Origin of the sequence: Rothia mucilaginosa (assembly GCF_964210535.1) — a bacterium.
GTDB lineage: Bacteria > Actinomycetota > Actinomycetes > Actinomycetales > Micrococcaceae > Rothia > Rothia mucilaginosa_F.
Map to the genome: position 1 here is coordinate 23,740 of NZ_CAXOMR010000005.1, position 18,242 is coordinate 41,981.

The following is an 18,242-nucleotide window of genomic DNA, read 5'->3' on the forward strand; positions in this document are numbered from 1 at the left end:
CGGGCGGGAACCCCACAACGCACGCGAGCGCATGCGGGGCTCCCCACCCTAGAAGGAGGCGGTGCTTATGCCTCGTCGACGGAGCTAGGCTCGTCGTGGGTCAGGCTCACGCCCATATCTTCTGCTGCCCGGAAGCCTTCTTCCTCCGAGTCGCTCATCTCAATAATCTTGCCGTCGGTGGAGAGCACCTCGACGTTCAGGCACAGAGACTGCATTTCCTTGATAAGAACCTTGAAGGATTCGGGGATACCCGGCTCAGGGATGTTCTCGCCCTTCACGATAGCCTCGTAAACCTTCACGCGGCCCGCCACGTCATCGGACTTGACGGTCAGGATTTCCTGCAGGGTGTATGCGGCGCCGTATGCTTCCAGCGCCCACACTTCCATCTCACCGAAGCGCTGACCACCGAACTGCGCCTTACCACCCAGGGGCTGCTGGGTAATCATCGAGTACGGACCGGTGGAACGAGCGTGAATCTTGTCATCCACCAGGTGGTGCAGCTTCAGGATGTACTGGTAACCAACCGAAATCGGGTCCGGGAACGGCTCACCGGAACGGCCGTCAATCAGACGTGCCTTACCGGAACGGTTGATCAGACGGTCACCATCGCGGTTCGGGTTCGAGTGATCCATGAGGTCGAACAGCTCGTCCTCGTGGGCACCGTCGAACACCGGGGTTGCCAGGCGGGTCGGGCCGGATTCCTTCGGGAAGTTCGGCATGTGCTTGAGCCACTCGGGCTCGCCCTCAATCTTCCAACCCTGCTTAGCCAGCCAACCGGTGTGGACTTCCAGAACCTGACCAATGTTCATACGACCGGGCACGCCCAGCGGGTTCAGGATGACGTCCACGGGGGTACCGTCTTCCAGGAAGGGCATATCCTCGATCGGCAGGATCTTGGAAATAACACCCTTGTTACCGTGGCGGCCTGCAAGCTTGTCGCCGTCGGTAATCTTACGCTTCTGAGCCACGTACACGCGGACCAGCTGGTTCACGCCCGGGGGCAGATCGTCCTCATCGTTGTTCTCGCGGTCGAAGATACGGATACCGATGACGGTACCGGACTCGCCGTGAGGAACCTTCAGAGAGGTGTCACGAACCTCGCGGGACTTCTCACCGAAGATTGCGCGCAGCAGGCGCTCCTCGGGGGTCAGCTCGGTCTCGCCCTTGGGGGTGACCTTACCGACGAGGATGTCGCCAGCCTCAACCTCAGCACCGATGTGGATGATGCCGCGCTCGTCCAGAGCCGAGAGAACGTCCTCGGACACGTTCGGGATGTCGCGGGTAATCTCCTCGGGGCCCAGCTTGGTGTCGCGGGCGTCAATCTCGTGCTCCTCAATGTGGATCGAGGTCAGCACGTCCTCAGAAACCATGCGCTGGGAGAGGATGATCGCATCCTCGTAGTTCAGGCCTTCCCACGGCATGTATGCCACGAGCAGGTTCTTACCCAGTGCCAGCTCGCCACCGTCGGTGGAGGGACCGTCAGCGATAACGTCGCGGTATTCGACGCGCTGGCCTTCCTTCACCACAACGCGCTGGTTGTAGCAGTTACCCGGGTTCGAACGGGAGAACTTCATGATCGGGTAGGTGGAGACAGAGCCGTCGTCGTTACGGACAATAACGGTCTTAGCGTCCACGGAGGAAACCACACCGGGCTTCTTCGCGAGCACGGAGTCACCGGAGTCCAGTGCTGCGTACTTCTCCATACCGGTACCAACCACGGGAGCCTCAGACTCCAGCAGGGGCACAGCCTGACGCTGCATGTTAGCACCCATCAGTGCTCGGTTAGCGTCGTCGTGCTCCAGGTAAGGAATCAGGGCGGTAGCCACGGACACCATCTGGCGCGGGGAGACGTCCATGTACTGAACGGCACCGGGAGCGACCAGAACAGCTTCGCCAGAACCATCGCCCGCACGGCAGAGAACCTCGTTCTCAGCAAAGGTGCGGTCCGGGTTCAGCGGCGCGTTTGCCTGTGCAATAACGACAGACTTCTCGTCGTCAGCGGTCAGGTAGCGAACCTCATCGGTCACGCGGCCGTCAGTCACCACGCGGTAGGGGGTCTCAATGAAACCGAAGGAGTTGATGCGACCGTAGGTTGCCAGCGAACCAATCAGACCAATGTTCGGGCCTTCAGGGGTTTCAATGGGGCACATACGACCGTAGTGCGAGGGGTGGACGTCTCGAACTTCCATGCCTGCACGGTCACGGGACAGACCGCCCGGGCCCAGTGCGGACAGACGACGCTTGTGGGTCAGACCCGCCAGCGGGTTGTTCTGGTCCATGAACTGGGACAGCTGAGAAGTACCGAAGAACTCCTTGATAGCTGCCACGACGGGGCGGATGTTCACCAGGGACTGCGGGGTGATAGCGTCCACGTCCTGGGTGGTCATGCGCTCGCGAACCACGCGCTCCATACGGGACAGACCGGTACGGATCTGGTTCTCAATCAGCTCGCCCACAGTGCGGATACGACGGTTACCGAAGTGGTCGATGTCGTCGATATCGATCTTGAGGGAGATTTCCTCGCCATCGCGTACACCCGGGATGCTGGTCTCGCCTGCGTGCAGAGCGCAGAGGTAACGAATCATCTGAGCGATGTCGTCCTGGCTCAGAACGGAAGCCTCGGGGGAATCCATGGGAACGTCCACGCCGAGCTTACGGTTCAGCTTGTAACGGCCAACCTTCGCCAGATCGTAGCGGCGCGGGGTGAAGTACATGTTGTCCAGCAGAGCCTGGGCAGCTTCCACCGTCGGGGGCTCACCCGGACGCAGCTTGCGGTAGATGTCCAGCAGAGCCTCGTCGCGGTCCTTGACGGAGTCCTTCTCCAGGGTTGCGCGGATGGAGTCGTACTGACCGAACTCAGCCAGAATCTTGGACTCGGTCCAGCCCAGAGCCTTCAGCAGAACGGTCACGGACTGCTTACGCTTACGGTCCAGACGCACGCCAACCTGGTCGCGCTTATCAATCTCCAGCTCGAACCATGCACCGCGGGAAGGAATCACGCGGGCAGAGTAAATGTCCTTATCGGAGGTACGGTCCGGAGCCTTCTCGAAGTAAGCACCGGGGGAACGCACCAGCTGAGAAACGACCACACGCTCAGTACCGTTAATAACGAAGGTACCGGCCTCGGTCATCAGGGGGAAGTCACCCATGAACAGGGTCTGCTGCTTGACCTCGCCGGTAGCGAGGTTCATGAATTCAGCCTTAATGTACAGCGGAGCCGAGTAGGTTGCGTCGCGGTCCTTGCACTCCTCAACAGAGTACTTGGGGTCAGCAAACTCAGGCTCAGAGAAGGAGAGCTGCATAGTCTCCTGGAAGTCACGAATCGGGGAGATTTCTTCAAAAATCTCAGCCAGACCGGACTGAGCGGGGACAGAAGTGTCACCAGCAGCCTGCGCCTTCTCCAGACGCTCCGCCCAGCGCTCGTTACCAACGAGGCGGTCGAAGCTATCGGTCTGGATAGCAAGCAGGTTGGGAACCTTCAGCGGTTCGTTAATCTTCGCGAATGAAATTCGGCGCGAGACGTTCTCTGCGCCGTTAGCGGCGTCATGGTTAGAGGTGCTCGAAGCGACCAAAATGGGGATCCTTCCACAGACATGTCTGTTAGCAATCAGCCTCCCGGCGACATTACCGGCGACACGACAACCTCAGCCCCCGAATAAAACGGTGCTCGAAGCTATAGAGTCGGACGGAAAAACGTCACCTTCAGCCCGTGCCCACCGCTATATGAAGGCACAAAGGTTAGGGAAAGCGTAAATACTAACGATACAGGAAGAAAGCCCTTCTGTCTACCACACCCTCATCAGGAGTGCAAACCTGCCGCAGCGTGCACCTAGCATTCCACCACATTCACAGCCAAACCACCCATGGACGTCTCCTTATAACGGTGAGACATATCCAAACCGGTCTGACGCATCGTCTCAATCACCTGATCCAACGACACACGGTGCGTACCATCACCACGCAACGCCATACGAGCCGCCGTCACAGCATTCGACGCAGCCATCGCATTACGCTCAATACACGGAATCTGCACCAAACCACCCACCGGGTCACACGTCAGACCCAGGTTGTGTTCCATCGCAATCTCAGCCGCATTCTCGACCTGCTCGGGAGTACCACCCATCACCTGCGCCAAACCAGCAGCAGCCATCGAGGAGGCACTGCCCACCTCACCCTGGCAACCCACCTCAGCACCAGAAATCGACGCGCGCTTCTTATACAGCACACCCACAGCAGCAGACGCCAAGAAGAAATCAACAACCGCCTGATCACGAGCAGCCTGACCGCAATGGCGGATACCCTGCGTGTAATTCATCGCGTAATGCAGCACCGCAGGAATAATACCCGCAGCACCATTCGTCGGAGCAGTCACCACACGACCACCAAAAGCGTTCTCCTCATTGACCGCCAAAGCAATCAGGTTCACCCAGTCAATAGCGAACTCAGGAGACTTCGAAGGATCCTCCACCATCAAATCACGATGCCACGCACCCGCACGGCAACGCACCTTCAGAGGCCCCGGCAAATAACCCACACGCGCCAGAGAAGAGCCAATGCACTCCTTCATCACACGGTAGATATGCAAGATGCCATCACGGACCTCCTGCTCCGAACGCAGAGAACATTCATTCGTCATCTTCAACTGCGCAATCGACAGACCAGACTCATTCGCCATCTCCAGCAGCTCAGTAGCCGAACCAAACGGATACGGAGGGTTCATCAGTGACGCACCGCCGGTCGCCTCCTCATCACCCTCAACAATGAATCCACCACCAATCGAATAGTAAGTGCGCTCCAACAGCAGCTGCTCACCCGCAAACGCCGCAATCTTCATACCGTTCGTATGGCGCGGAAGAACCGTCAATGGACGCAGAGTCATATCCAGCTCACGGTAATTCACCACCGGGCCGTACACCTTCTGCTCCTCACCACCGGGCGCAGTCACACCGTACGCAGAGGACGGATAACCAGCAAGCGGCAAAGTACCATCCACGCTATTGCGCTCAATCATCGCCTCAGAATCAGCAATATTGATCGTCTCAGGCACAAAACCGCACAGACCCTTCAACGCCGCGCTCATCGTGCCGTGACCAGCACCCGTAGCCGCCAACGAACCATACAAATCAATATGCACGCCCGTCACACGGTCCAGCAGACCCTCGTCAATCAGCTCCGCCACAAAACGGTTCGAAGCGCGCATCGGACCCACCGTATGCGAGCTCGAAGGACCCACACCAATGCTGAACATCTCAAAAACACTGATGTCATACGGCAGAGCCTCTGCCTTCTTCTGGGCGCTACTGGGTGCGCTCTGGTTAATAGCCACGTTCTGTCCTTCGAAATAGTCGTCTGTGTGCCGCCCCAAAAGATATGTGCCCCTCAACGAAGGAACCACACATCAATCTGCGGTCTATACGTGCGGACAATCACCCTTGACTGGCCGCTCTAATCCTAACGCACTTCAGAACCATCACAAACTAAGGCTCAGAACACCTCACCCGCTCCCCCACCGTTCAAACCCGCATTACAGCACAGAAAAGGCGCCGTACCCACACAGGACACGACGCCTCTCCCCTACAGATAGCCTGAAGAAAAACTCTTACTTCTCACGCTTGTAGAACGGCAGAGCCACAACATCAAACGGAGCACGCTTACCGCGGATATCAACATCCACAGTAGAGCCAACCTCAGAGAACTCACGGTTCACCAGCGCCATAGCAATCGGGAAGCCCAGAGTCGGGGAAGGAATACCGGAGGTAACCTCACCAATCTCATTGCCCTCAGCATCCACCAGCTTAGAACCGGCACGAGCAGGACGCTTAGCCTGAGCCTTCAGACCAACCAGAATACGCTTGGACTCACTCTTAGCCAGCTCAGTCAGAGCCTCACGACCCACGAAGTTAGCTGCCTTCTTCTCCAGAGCAATCTCAACCAGGCGACCCAGACCAGACTCAAAAGGAGTAATATCCAGACCCAGCTCGTGACCGTACAGCGGCATACCAGCCTCAAGACGCAGGGAGTCACGAGAAGCCAGACCCGCAGGAATCATGCCGAAAGGCTCACCCGCAGCAGCCAGCTTATCCCACAGCTCAACAGCCTTCTCATTCGGCACGAACAGCTCGAAGCCATCCTCACCGGTGTAACCGGTACGAGCCAGCAGAACATCAACACCAGCAACAGTCAGCGGAACCGAAGCGTAGTACTTCAGCTCACGGACAGCCTCTTCATCAGAGACACCAGCAGCCAACAGGATCTCCTCAGCACGGGGACCCTGAACAGCCACCAGAGAAGTCTGGTCCGACTCATTCACAAACTCAACATTGAAATCGCCCAGGCGCTCGCTCATCGCAGCGAAGTCAGTGTCAATGTTCGAAGCGTTCGGAACGACCATGAATTCCTCATCGCCCAGACGGTAAGTAATCAGGTCGTCAATCACGCCGCCCTTGTCGTTGACCAGGATCGAGTACTTCGCCTTACCAACCTTCAGGATGGACATGTTCGACACCAGAGCGTAATCCAGGAACGCACCCGCATCCGGACCGGTCACACGGAACTCACCCATGTGAGACAGGTCGAAAATACCGGCACGAGTACGGACAGCCTCGTGCTCAGCAACGTCGTTAGCGTACTTCAGGGGCATATCCCAGCCACCAAAGTCGGTGAAAGAAGCGCCCAGCTTCTCGTGAACCGGGTACAGGGAGGTCTTCTTGGGGGACATTGGATTCTCCTCACGCACAGCATCGTGCTGTTATCGTTCAATCGTCGTAGATTTGGTTCGCCCCCACAGACACGAGATACGCTGCGGAGGCATCCCCCGCCCGTCCCCAGAAACCTGAGGACGGACGGGGCAGGCAGACCGTTACAGCCCGCCCAGGAGCGTTACAGGCTCCTTATGCTTCCAGGTCGAAAGCCTCCATCGGGGGGCATTCGCACACGAAGTTACGGTCACCGCCGGCGCCATCAATACGACCCACCGAGGTGAAGTACTTGTTAGCGCGCAGGCTCGGAACAGGGAAAGCCGCCTGGGTACGGCTGTAGGGGCGATCCCACTCATCAGCGCTCACCACATCAACGGTGTGCGGTGCGTTGCGCAGAACCGAATCCTCCACAGCGACCTTGCCCTCAGCCACCTCGATAATCTCGTCGTAGATGGTCTCCATTGCCTCAATGAAGCGGTCCAGCTCTTCCTTCGATTCAGACTCGGTCGGCTCAACCATCAGGGTGCCCGGAACCGGGAACGCCAGGGTCGGAGCGTGGAAGCCGAAGTCCATCAGACGCTTGCAGACGTCCTCAGCAGTCACGTGAGACTGATCGGTCAGCTGACGCAGGTCAAGGATGCACTCGTGAGCGACCAGACCGCCGGGGCCGGTGTACAGCACCGGGTACTTGTCGTTCAGCTTCTTCGCAATGTAGTTAGCGTTCAGCACCGCGTACTGCGAAGAGTCCTTCAGACCCTGAGCACCAGTCATCGCAATGTACATCCAGCTAATCGGCAGAACACCGGCAGAACCGAAGAACGCCTGCGAAATCGGCAGAGCAGCATCGTTGGGGAGCTTACCCTCAGAATCAGCGCGGTATGCGTCACCGGGCAGGAACTTCGCCAGGTGCTCACGAACAGCCAGCGGGCCAACACCGGGGCCGCCACCACCGTGAGGAATGGAGAAGGTCTTGTGCAGGTTCAGGTGCGAAACGTCGCCGCCGAACTTACCCGGCTGAGCGAAGCCCATCTGAGCGTTCAGGTTTGCACCATCCAGGTACACCTGACCGCCAGCCTCGTGAACCAGCTGGCAAACCTCAGCAACCTGCTCTTCAAACACACCGTGAGTGGAGGGGTAGGTAATCATGATGCCGGCAACCTTGGGACCGTACTTCTCGATCTTTGCCTTCAGGTCATCAACATCAATCGAACCGTCAGCCGCAGTTGCCACACCGGCAACCTTCAGACCAGCCAGAGCGGCAGATGCTGCGTTGGTGCCATGAGCAGACAGCGGAATCAGGACAGTGTCGCGCTCGTGGTCACCGTTAGCCTCGTGGAAGGAACGGATAGCGCGCAGACCAGCGTACTCACCGGTCGCACCCGAGTTCGGCTGCAGGGAGATAGCATCATAGCCGGTAATAGCAACCAGCCACTCGCTCAGGTCCTTAATCAGCTCGTGCCAGCCCTCAGCCTGGTCCTCCGGGACCAGCGGGTGGATGTTCGCGAACTCGGGCCAGGAGATGGGCTCCATCTCAGCCGCTGCGTTCAGCTTCATGGTGCACGAACCCAGCGGAATCATGGTGCGGTCAAGTGCCAGATCCTTGTCAGCGAGGTGACGCAGGTAGCGCATCATCTCGGTCTCGGAACGGTACTTGTGGAAAATCGGGTGCTGCATGTAGTCATCGGTACGCAGCAGCTCAGCGGGCAGATCGTACTGTGCATCTGCCTCGCCCAGGGTGCCGCCCAGAGCCTCGACCAGACCCTTGAGCAGTTCCTCACCGTGAGACTCACCCACGGAAATACCAACACGGTTCTCGTCGAAGCGGCGGATGTTCACGCCAGCGTCCAGAGCCTTCGCAACCAGCTCGTCAGCACGGCCAGCAGCCTCCACCACAACGGTGTCGAAGAAAGTATCGTGAGCGATACCGTAACCCGCAGCCTTCAGCGCGGTAGCAACACGAGCGGCATTAGTGTGCAGGCGGTTCGCGATAGCGCGCAGACCCTCAGGACCGTGGTACATCGCGTAAGCACCAGCAACAATCGCCAGCAGAGCCTGAGCAGTACAAATATTGGAAGTAGCCTTCTCACGGCGAATGTGCTGCTCACGAGTCTGCAGAGCCAGACGGTACGCAGGCTTACCAGCCGAATCCTTAGAAACACCCACCAGACGGCCAGGCATGGTACGCTCCATGCCCTTGTGAACAGCCATGTACGCAGCGTGGGGGCCACCGAAGAAGAAGGGCAGACCGAAACGCTGAGTGTTACCAACTGCGATATCAGCACCCAGCTCACCCGGAGACTTCAGCAGGGTCAGAGCCAACAGGTCAGCGACCACAGTGACCAGGGCGTTACGCTCCTTAGCGGCCTTAATCAGCGGCTCAATATCGCGAATATCGCCTTCATTGCCGGGGTACGCCAGGACGATACCGTACAGGTCGCCCTCAGGCAGACCCTCAGAGAAATCAGTAATGACGAAGGGAATGCCGAGCATCTCTGCACGGCCGCGAGTCACCGAAATAACCTGAGGCAGGCAACGGGAGTCAATCGCGAAGAAGCCATTCTTCACCTTGCGGTTCGCACGGTGCATCATGACAGCTGCCTCAGCTACTGCGGATGCCTCATCCAGCAGGGAGGAGTTTGCAATCTCCAGGCCGGTCAGCTCCATCACGGTGTTCTGGAAGTTCAGCAGAGCCTCCAGACGGCCCTGAGAAATCTCAGCCTGGTACGGGGTGTAAGAAGTGTAGAAACCGGGGTTTTCCAGAATGTTACGGCGCAGAACCGCGGGAGTTACTGCATCGTAGTATCCGGCACCAATCATCTGGGCGAGAACCTTATTCTTCGCAGCATAGCCGGCAATCTTTGCCTGAGCCTCATGCTCCGACAGCGGAGCAGGCAACTGCAATTCGCCGTCAAGGCGAATCTGCGAGGGGACAACAGCGTCCATCAGCGCATCCAGGGAAGAATATCCCAGGGTTTCGAGCATCTGCTCTGCGTCTGCGGAACGGGGGCCGAGATGACGATCAATAAAGGACATAGGGATTCTCCTATTGGTCGGCGCAAACCGTAGAGGGGTCACGTCGCGCTATTGCGACGAGTCGAACGCTTTAAGTGTCCCACATCTCCGCACATTTTTCTCACCATTATCACGATTCGACATGCTCGGAGACGATAACTCTTCTCCTAACCCTCATATTGACGACTCGAAGGATTCTCTCGCCCCTGATACCGAACAGAGCAAGGCCCCGGTTCGTTCTCCGTTACCGGAAGAACGAACCGGGGCCCCTATGAAAACAAGCTCAGATATACCTCTTACGAGGAATATCTAAATATCTTCAATGGATTACTTCTTAGCGTGATCCGGCTTGCCACCGTGCGGCACGAGGAATGCCGACAGAAAGGCGAGGAACGCGGTCACGGCCAGCAGCATCAGACCGATGAAGTAGTTGTTCTCAGCCTGGTTGTAGGTTGCACCCATCACCAGCGGCGGGAAGAAACCACCCAGAGCGCCAGCAGCAGCAACCACACCGGACACCGCACCAACGTTCTTCGGATCAGCCGCACGAGCCACCCAGCCGAAGACCGAGCCGTGACCCAGACCCAGAAGAGCAGCCATCAGGATGAAAACAGCACCATACACGTGCTCAGCATCAGGCTGGAACGCGGTAATAACTGCCAGGATCACCACACCACCCAGGGAGATGAGGGTGATAATCTTCGGACCGAACTTATCAGCCAGCACACCACCGAAGGGACGAGCAATCACAGCAGCAACCGCAAAGCCAGCCGCACGCATACCAGCGTCGTTAGCGTTGAAGTTGTAGATGTTGCTCAGGTAAGTAGGCAGGTAGTTCGAGAATGCCACGAACGCACCGAACACAACAGCGTAGAGGAAGCACAGCTGCCAAGTGGTCTTCACCTTGAATGCCTGAACAATCTTCGGCATCAGCGGAGTAACCTCACGGCCGATGGTTGCCGGAGAATCCTTCAAGAAGAAGAAAGAGATAGCAGCGGTTACAGCACAGATAACAGCAATCAGAACGTGAGTCTGGAAGTAACCAATACCCTGCACCAGGCGGGGGGTAGCGAATGCAGAAATTGCAGTACCCACCATGCCGGCACCGAACACACCGGTCGCAAAACCCTTCTTGGAAGCGTCATACCATGCGGCACTGAAGGGAATACCCACAGCGAACACGGTACCCGCAATACCCAGGAAGAACGCCACAACAAGCAGCATGGGCAGCGAGTTCATCTGACCAGCAACACCAACCAGGAAGACCAGGGGTGCGCTAATCGCCAGAACAGCGGTGAACATAATACGACCACCGTAGCGGTCAGTCAGACCACCAGCGGGAATACGGCCGATAGCGCCGATGAAAATCGGCATAGCGACCAGAACACTAGTCATACCAGCGTCCAGGTGCATCTGCTTGGCATACATTTTTGCAAGCGGGCCGACGATGGTCCATGCCCAGAAGCCAATGGTCGAGGCGAAGGTTGCCAGCAGAACGTTACGGAGCTGACCCTTCTTCAGGTCGTAGCTCGGTGCAGCAGGGGTGCTCATATTTCCTCTTTTGCAATATGGATATGTGTATTAGCGGTCGGCGCGCTCACGCGGGAGAGTACCAACCGGATCCCAACCTCGACGTGCACCAACACGCTGGCCGCCACGAGAGCGGTACACGGTGTAGGGGCGGAAGAGGTAGTGCAGAGGCACAGTCAGTGCATGCACCAGGCGGGTAAACGGCCAAATGATGAACAGAACCATAGCCACCACGATGTGAATCTTGAAAGCCACAGGAATATTCACCATCAGAGCCACCTCAGGGTGGAAGTAGAACAGCGAACGGAACCACACAGAAATGGTCTCACGGTAGTTGAAGTGAACCTCGTGACCATTCACCGGAGGCAAACCACCCGAGGGGTTCACTGCCGAAATTAGAGTAGCCGCAGTACCGGCGAGAATCACCAGAACCAAAACGACATACATGAAAACGTCATTACGAGTGGTAGCCGAACGCACACGAGAGTTCGAAACACGGCGACCAATCAGAACAAACATACCAACAATGGTTGCGACCGCAGCAACAGAACCGCCAGCCAGCGCCACAATGTGGTAAGTGTCCTCCGAAATGACCAGGTCGGTGAATGCCTTAGGCACCAGCAGACCACCAACGTGGCCAAGGAAAACGGCCGCAAGACCGTAATGGAACAGGGGCGAAGCGATGCGCAACAGCTTCGATTCATAGACCTGGGACGAGCGGGTAGTCCATCCGAACTGGTCAGTACGGTAACGCCAAATGGTGCCACCAATCAGAATGACCAGTGCAACATAGGGCAGAACGCCCCACAGCAGGATGTCAACAATACCCGGATCGGCTACAGCCTGTGCAGCATGTCCTGCGTTCTCAGAAGCAAGTACGTACACGTGTTGTCTCCTCACAAGGGATAAAACTAGTTAGAACGAGCCGAAGCCTGCTGGAGCAGCTGATGATCAGCGTAGCCATTCAGGCCAACAGTCTCGACGGGAGGGCCGTAGCCAGCCATCTTCTGGACCTCCTCCTGAGTCTGCGGAGAGACGCCAGGAAGGGTATCGCAGATGCTCTGCAACAACCCGTAGTGGGGCAGATTTCCGTCCTTCATGGACAGACGAAGAAGCTCAAGGGACGGACGGTACGCCTGCAAAGCGGAACGTCCCTTACGGCGATCCACCAACGCACAGAACTCCAGCACCAGCGGCAGGTAGTCCGGAAGCTCACCATTCAAAACGGTCAACATACCGGAGTCGCGGTACATCTGCTTAAAACGCAGGAGCGTCTCACCACGGCGGCGGGTATCACCATCGGTCCAGTAGGACAGATGCAGAGAATGACGACGTGAAAGGTCGTACTCCTGCACGTACTCGGACTGCACATCCTCCAGGTCCTTAGAAGTCAGCCACTGCTGAACCGCATCAACGGCAGCAATGAAAGCCTCATCCTGGGTGGAAGCGGTAATCTCCACCAGTTCAGGCAGAACCTTCAGAGTCTCCTCATCGGGGTAGCCCAGGAGCATACCGCTCACCTGGTAAATCACCGAGTCCTTATCCTCGCCGGGACCGTAATCGATATCAAACGGGTTCTCCGGCTGAGCCGGCTCCGAGACAGTAGCCTCGGAACCGGCCTTGCCCATGAGCTTGGAAAAGAATCCAGCCACTTATTACTTCTTTCCGGTGGTATTCGGGAAGAGGCCGTCAGGACGGGAAGAACCGTCCCAGCTGAACAAGCTGACCTTGTTGTTAGCCTCGTAGACACCGGTGGACACGGGGGTCGGGCGACCCTCCATGTCGTTGAACGCATCGCCGTACATGCCGGGTCCGCCATCCACGCTCAAGGAGCAGCCCATTTCCTCAAGGTTGTGGGCGTCTTCCATGTGAGCCTTCGGAATGACGTAACGCTCGTTGTACTTAGCGATAGCCATCAGGCGGTACATCTCGTACACCTGCTGACCAGTCATGCCAACTGCCTGAGCGATCTCCTCGTTGCCTTCGCCACCGAGGTTGATGTCACGCATGTACGAACGCATCGCAGCCAGGCGGCGCAGAACGTTAGTAACAACCTCAGTGTCACCAGCGGTGAACAGCTCAGCCAGGTACTCAACCGGAATACGGAGAGACTCAATAGCGCCGAACAGGTTGTTGCTGTTCTCTGCATCGTGGCCCTGCTCCTTGAGCAGGTCAACAATCGGAGACAGCGGCGGCACGTACCAAACCATCGGCATGGTGCGGTACTCGGGGTGCAGGGGCAGAGCCACCTTCCACTCCTTCGCCAGCTTGTACACGGGCGACTTCTGAGCTGCAGTAATCCACGCATCGGGGATGTCGTTCTTACGAGCCTGCTCAATCACAGCCGGATCCGAAGGATCAAGCATCAGCGACAGCTGAGCCTCGTAGAGATCCTTCTCATCCTCGACCGAAGCAGCCTCAGTCACGCGGTCTGCATCGTAGAGGAAGATACCGATGTAGCGCATACGACCAACACAGGTCTCAGCACACACGGTCGGGATACCAGCCTCAATACGGGGGTAGCAGAAGGTACACTTCTCAGCCTTACCCGTCTTGTGGTTGAAGTACACCTTCTTGTAGGGGCAGCCGGTGATGCACTGACGCCAACCGCGGCAACGGTCCTGGTCAACCAGGACGATGCCGTCCTCAGCACGCTTGTAGATAGCGCCGGAGGGGCAAGAAGCCATGCAGGAGGGGTTCAGGCAGTGCTCACAAATACGAGGCAGGTAGAACATGAAGGTCTGCTCGAACTCGAACTTAATCTTGTCCTCAGCCTTCTTGCGAACCTTCTCAACCAGCGGGTCCAGGTGACCGTACTCGGTCGCACCAGCCAGGTTGTCGTCCCAGTTCATACCCCACTCGACCTTGGTGTCCTCACCGGTGATGAGGGAGACCGGCTTAGCAGCCGGGAAGTCATCGCCCAGAGGAGCGCTGGTCAGGTTCTGGTAATCGTAGGTCCAGGGCTCGTAGTAGTCGTTCAGCTCGGGCTGAATCGGGGAAGCGAAAATCGTGAAGAGCTTCTGGAAGCGGTTACCGCTCTTGAGCTCCAGACGACCGCGCTTGTTCAGCACCCAGCCGCCCTTCCACTTCTCCTGATCCTCGTAACGGCGGGGGTAACCCTGACCGGGGCGAGTCTCAACGTTGTTGAACCAGACGTACTCGGTACCGGCTCGGTTCGTCCATGCCTGCTTACAGGTCACGGAGCAGGTGTGGCAGCCGATGCACTTATCGAGCGCCATCACCATAGCAACTTGTGCCATAACGCGCATTAGAAAGTTACCTCCTGGGACTTACGGCGACGGATGTACGAGACGATGTCTCGCTGGTTACCGGTCGGTCCAAGATAGTTGAAGGCGAACGCCTGGTGAGCGTAGCCACCAATCATGTGGGTGGGCTTCAGAAGAATACGGGTCACCGAGTTGTGAATACCACCGCGCTTGCCGGTGACTTCAGACTTCGGGCTAACCATACGCTCCTGAGCGTGGTGGACGTAGCAGACGCCCTCGGGCATACGGTGCGAAACGACCGCACGACCAACGAAGACACCGTTGTTGTTCACACACTCAATCCACTCGCCATCCTTGACGCCAATCTTCTCAGCATCCTGCGGGCTCATCCACGCAGTCGGACCACCACGGAACATGCTCAGCATGTAGTGGTTGTCGAAGTACTGCGAGTGAATTGCCCACTTGTTGTGCGGGGTCAGGTAGCGAACAGCAACCGAAACACCATCGGTAGTACCGAGCTCGGGCTCGTTGTACAGGCCGGTCATGTCCAGCGGCGGACGGTAAATCGGCAGAGCCTCGCCCATTTCGTGCATCCAGTCGTGGTCGAGGAAGAAGTGCATACGGCCGGTCAGGGTGTGGAACGGCTTCTTCTTCTCGATGTTGACGGTGAACGGAGCGTAGCGGCGACCGCCGGTCTCCGAACCGGACCACTCGGGGGAGGTCATCACGGGCTGCGGTGCGGCCTGGGTCATGGGGAAGGTGATACGACGTTCCTCGTTACCTTCTGCCAGGTCCATCAGGTGCAGACCGGTCTGCTTCTCGAGCTCCTTGAAGCCCTTGATAGCAACCTCACCGTTGGAGGTACCGGAAATCATGAGGATTGCTTCAGAAATCTTCACGTCGGTATCCAGTGCCGGACGGCCTGCGCCCTTACCGGAGTCCATCACGCCGAATTCCTTAGCCATCTTCGCGACTTCGTTCTTCAGGTCGTAAGTAATGAACTTGGTGGTTGCACCGAGCTTGTCGAACAGCGGGCCAACGGTGGTGTACATGTCGTACAGTGCGCCGTAGTCGCGCTCAACGGTGACGAAGTTCGGCATGTTCTTGCCGGGTACGCCCACCATGCCGGGGGTGTTCTTCCAGTCGGGTGCGTGACCACCGGGCTGAGCAATCTGGCCGGGGGTGTCGTGCAACAGCGGGACCGAAACGATGTCCTTACGGACGCCGAGGTGCTTCTTAGCCAGACGGCTGAACTCGTACGCCAGTGCCTTGAAGGTCTCGTGGTCGGTCTTTGCCTCCCACGGCGGGTCAATTGCCGGGGAGAACGCGTGCAGGAACGGGTGCATATCGGTCGAGGAGATATCGTGCTTCTCGTACCAGGTTGCAGTCGGCAGAACGATGTCAGACAGCAGGGTCGTGGAGGTCATACGGAAGTCCGAGGTGACCAGCAGATCCAGCTTGCCCTGAGGTGCCTCATCAACCCACTTCACTTCGTTCGGCAACTTCTCCGAATCGGAGCCCTGGACGTTGTCCATGCTACCGACCAGGTGCTTCAGGAAGTAGCTCTCACCCTTAGCGGAGGAACCGAACAGGTTCGAACGCCACAGGGTCAGGGTACGAGGCCAGTTGACGGGGTTATCAACGTCCTCAACGGAGAACTCCAGGTCGCCAGAGTTCAGACGCTTCGCAATGTAGTCCGCGTTCGAGGAAGCCTCGCCGCGTGCCACTGCCTGCTCTGCCTTCTCAGCCAGTTCCAGCGAGTTCTCGGGGAACTGCGGGTAGAACGGCATCCAGCCCATGCGCACGGAGCGTGCCACAACGTCAGCAGTGTGAACGTCGCGCAGCTCGCCCTTAGCCAGCGGGGACTGCAGGTAGTCGGTGGAGTATGCATCCTGACGGAACTGGTCAGTGTGCATGTACCAGAAGCCGGTACCGATCATGTGACGCGGCGGGCGGCTCCAGTCCAGAGCGTTCGCAATGTTGGTCAGACCGGTCAGCGGACGTGCCTTCTCCTGGCCCACGTAGTGAGCCCAACCGCCACCGTTACGACCCTGGCAACCGGTCAGGTTCAGCAGGGCGAGGATAGCGCGGTAGGTGGTGTCAGCGTGGTACCACTGGCAGATACCCGCACCGAAGATGATCATGGAGCGGCCGCCGGAATCCAGGGCGCTCTTAGCGAACTCGCGGGCAACGCGGATAACAGCCTCGGCGGGGACAGAAGTAATCTGCTCCTGCCATGCCGGGGTGTTCTGAACGTTCCAGTCCTCGTAGTCCTTAGCCCAGGTGCCGGGCAGGCCCTCACGGCCCACACCGTACTGTGCAAGCATGATGTCGAAGACGGTGGTGACTTCGTGGCCTTCAACGTAGGCTACGGGCACACCGCGGGTAATGACGTCGCCGTGACCCTTCGGGTTGTCGAAGGTCGGCATCTTGATCTCTGCAGCTGCAGTCTGACCCTGGGGCAGGTCGCGAATCGACAGAATCGGCTTACGACCCTGCAGGTCCAGGTTCCACTTGCCCTGGTCTTCCTGAGCGTAACGGTGACCCATGGTGCCGTTGGGCACGAAGACCTCACCGGTCTCGCGGTCCATCAGGACGGGCTTGAAGTCAGCGTTAGCCTGCTCAGCCTCGCCTGCGAGCTTAGCTGCGGTCAGGAACTTGGAGGGGACCTTAACGCCGTCTTCACGGGTTTCCAGGGTGACCAGGAAGGGGAGGTCGGTGTAGGTCAGGGCGAAGTCCTCAAAGAACTCGACACGCTGGTCGACGTAGTTCTCCTTGAGGATGACATGGCCCATCGCCATTGCCAGTGCCGCGTCGGTACCTGCCTGTGCGGGCAGCCACTCATCAGCGAACTTGGTGTTGTCGGCGTAGTCGGGGCTCACGGTGACAACCTTGGTACCGCGGTAGCGAACCTCGGAGACCCAGTGAGCGTCCGGGGTACGGGTCAGCGGAACGTTTGCACCCCACATGATGAGGTATGCAGCGTCCCACCAGTCGCCGGACTCGGGAACGTCGGTCTGGTCGCCGAAGACCTGCGGGGAAGCCACGGGGAGGTCAGCGTACCAGTCGTAGAAGCTGGTCATGACGCCGCCGGTCAGCTGGATGTAGCGAACACCCGCGCTGAAGGAAGCCATAGACATTGCCGGAATCGGGGTGAAGCCGGTGTTACGGTCGGGACCGTAGTACTTGATGGTGTGCACGTGAGCAGCAGCCATCAGCTCGAGAGCCTCAGCCCAGGTCGAGCGCACCAGACCACCCTTACCGCGTGCGTTCACGTAGCGTGCACGCTTGGCGGGGTCGGACACGATGGAGTGGAAGGCGTCCACGGGATCGTTGTGGATTGCCTTCGCTTCGCGGTACATCTCCAGCAGGAGACCGCGAACGTAGGGGTACTTAACGCGGGTGGGAGAGTAGGTGTACCACGAGAATGCTGCACCGCGGGGGCAGCCGCGGGGCTCGTACTCGGGGCGGTCGGGACCAACCGAGGGGTAGTCGGTTTCCTGTGCTTCCCAGGTGATAATGCCGTCCTTGACGTACACCTTCCAGGAGCAGGAGCCGGTGCAGTTCACGCCGTGGGTAGAGCGAACTTCCTTATCGTGGCTCCAACGGTCGCGGTAGAAGGCGTCACCTTCGCGGCCGCCTTCACGGAAGACGGCGCGGCCGTCTTCAGTCTCATCCCAGCGGGAGAAGAACTTACCGAACTTGATCAGCTGATCGGTAAGGGGGCCGTCCGGGCCCTTAATCTGTGATGCTTGTTCCATACTGCCAATATATC

9 protein-coding genes are annotated in these 18,242 nt (G+C 58.2%); all 9 read right to left on the reverse strand.

Annotated elements, in window-relative coordinates; genetic code table 11:
- Positions 1-65: 65 nt before the first annotated feature.
- The 9 genes from rpoB to AB8C10_RS03010 all read right to left on the reverse strand — a co-directional run bounded on the left by rpoB (position 66) and on the right by AB8C10_RS03010 (position 18,228).
- Positions 66-3,572 (reverse strand): DNA-directed RNA polymerase subunit beta, encoded by a 3,507-nt coding sequence (rpoB, locus tag AB8C10_RS02970; RefSeq protein ID WP_200962785.1) that lies wholly within the window; start codon positions 3,570-3,572, stop codon positions 66-68.
- Between the two features lie 257 nt (positions 3,573-3,829).
- Positions 3,830-5,326 carry an L-serine ammonia-lyase gene (locus tag AB8C10_RS02975; protein WP_368866792.1) on the reverse strand — a complete coding sequence of 499 codons (1,497 nt, stop codon included), beginning with the start codon at positions 5,324-5,326 and terminating at the stop codon, positions 3,830-3,832.
- A gap of 273 nt (positions 5,327-5,599) precedes the next feature.
- Positions 5,600-6,718: a glycine cleavage system aminomethyltransferase GcvT gene (gcvT, locus tag AB8C10_RS02980; RefSeq protein ID WP_070831766.1), complete on the reverse strand. Its 1,119-nt coding sequence runs from the start codon at positions 6,716-6,718 to the stop codon at positions 5,600-5,602.
- A gap of 172 nt (positions 6,719-6,890) precedes the next feature.
- The gene (gcvP, locus tag AB8C10_RS02985) at positions 6,891-9,731 is read right to left on the reverse strand and encodes an aminomethyl-transferring glycine dehydrogenase (protein WP_368866793.1); all 2,841 of its coding nucleotides are present in this window, start codon (positions 9,729-9,731) and stop codon (positions 6,891-6,893) included.
- Between the two features lie 306 nt (positions 9,732-10,037).
- Positions 10,038-11,261, reverse strand: coding sequence for a nitrate/nitrite transporter (locus AB8C10_RS02990; protein ID WP_368866794.1), 1,224 nt, complete (start codon positions 11,259-11,261; stop codon positions 10,038-10,040).
- A gap of 30 nt (positions 11,262-11,291) precedes the next feature.
- Complete coding sequence (narI, locus tag AB8C10_RS02995) at positions 11,292-12,125, reverse strand: respiratory nitrate reductase subunit gamma (protein WP_070642956.1); 834 nt, start codon at positions 12,123-12,125, stop codon at positions 11,292-11,294.
- 26 nt (positions 12,126-12,151) lie between these two features.
- Positions 12,152-12,892: a nitrate reductase molybdenum cofactor assembly chaperone gene (narJ, locus tag AB8C10_RS03000; RefSeq protein ID WP_005504922.1), complete on the reverse strand. Its 741-nt coding sequence runs from the start codon at positions 12,890-12,892 to the stop codon at positions 12,152-12,154.
- Positions 12,893-12,895: 3 nt separating this feature from the next.
- The gene (gene narH / locus AB8C10_RS03005; protein WP_005504921.1) at positions 12,896-14,509 is read right to left on the reverse strand and encodes a nitrate reductase subunit beta; all 1,614 of its coding nucleotides are present in this window, start codon (positions 14,507-14,509) and stop codon (positions 12,896-12,898) included.
- The gene (locus tag AB8C10_RS03010; protein WP_368866795.1) at positions 14,509-18,228 is read right to left on the reverse strand and encodes a nitrate reductase subunit alpha; all 3,720 of its coding nucleotides are present in this window, start codon (positions 18,226-18,228) and stop codon (positions 14,509-14,511) included. The genes narH and AB8C10_RS03010 overlap by 1 nt, the downstream gene beginning before the upstream one ends.
- Positions 18,229-18,242: the final 14 nt, after the last annotated feature.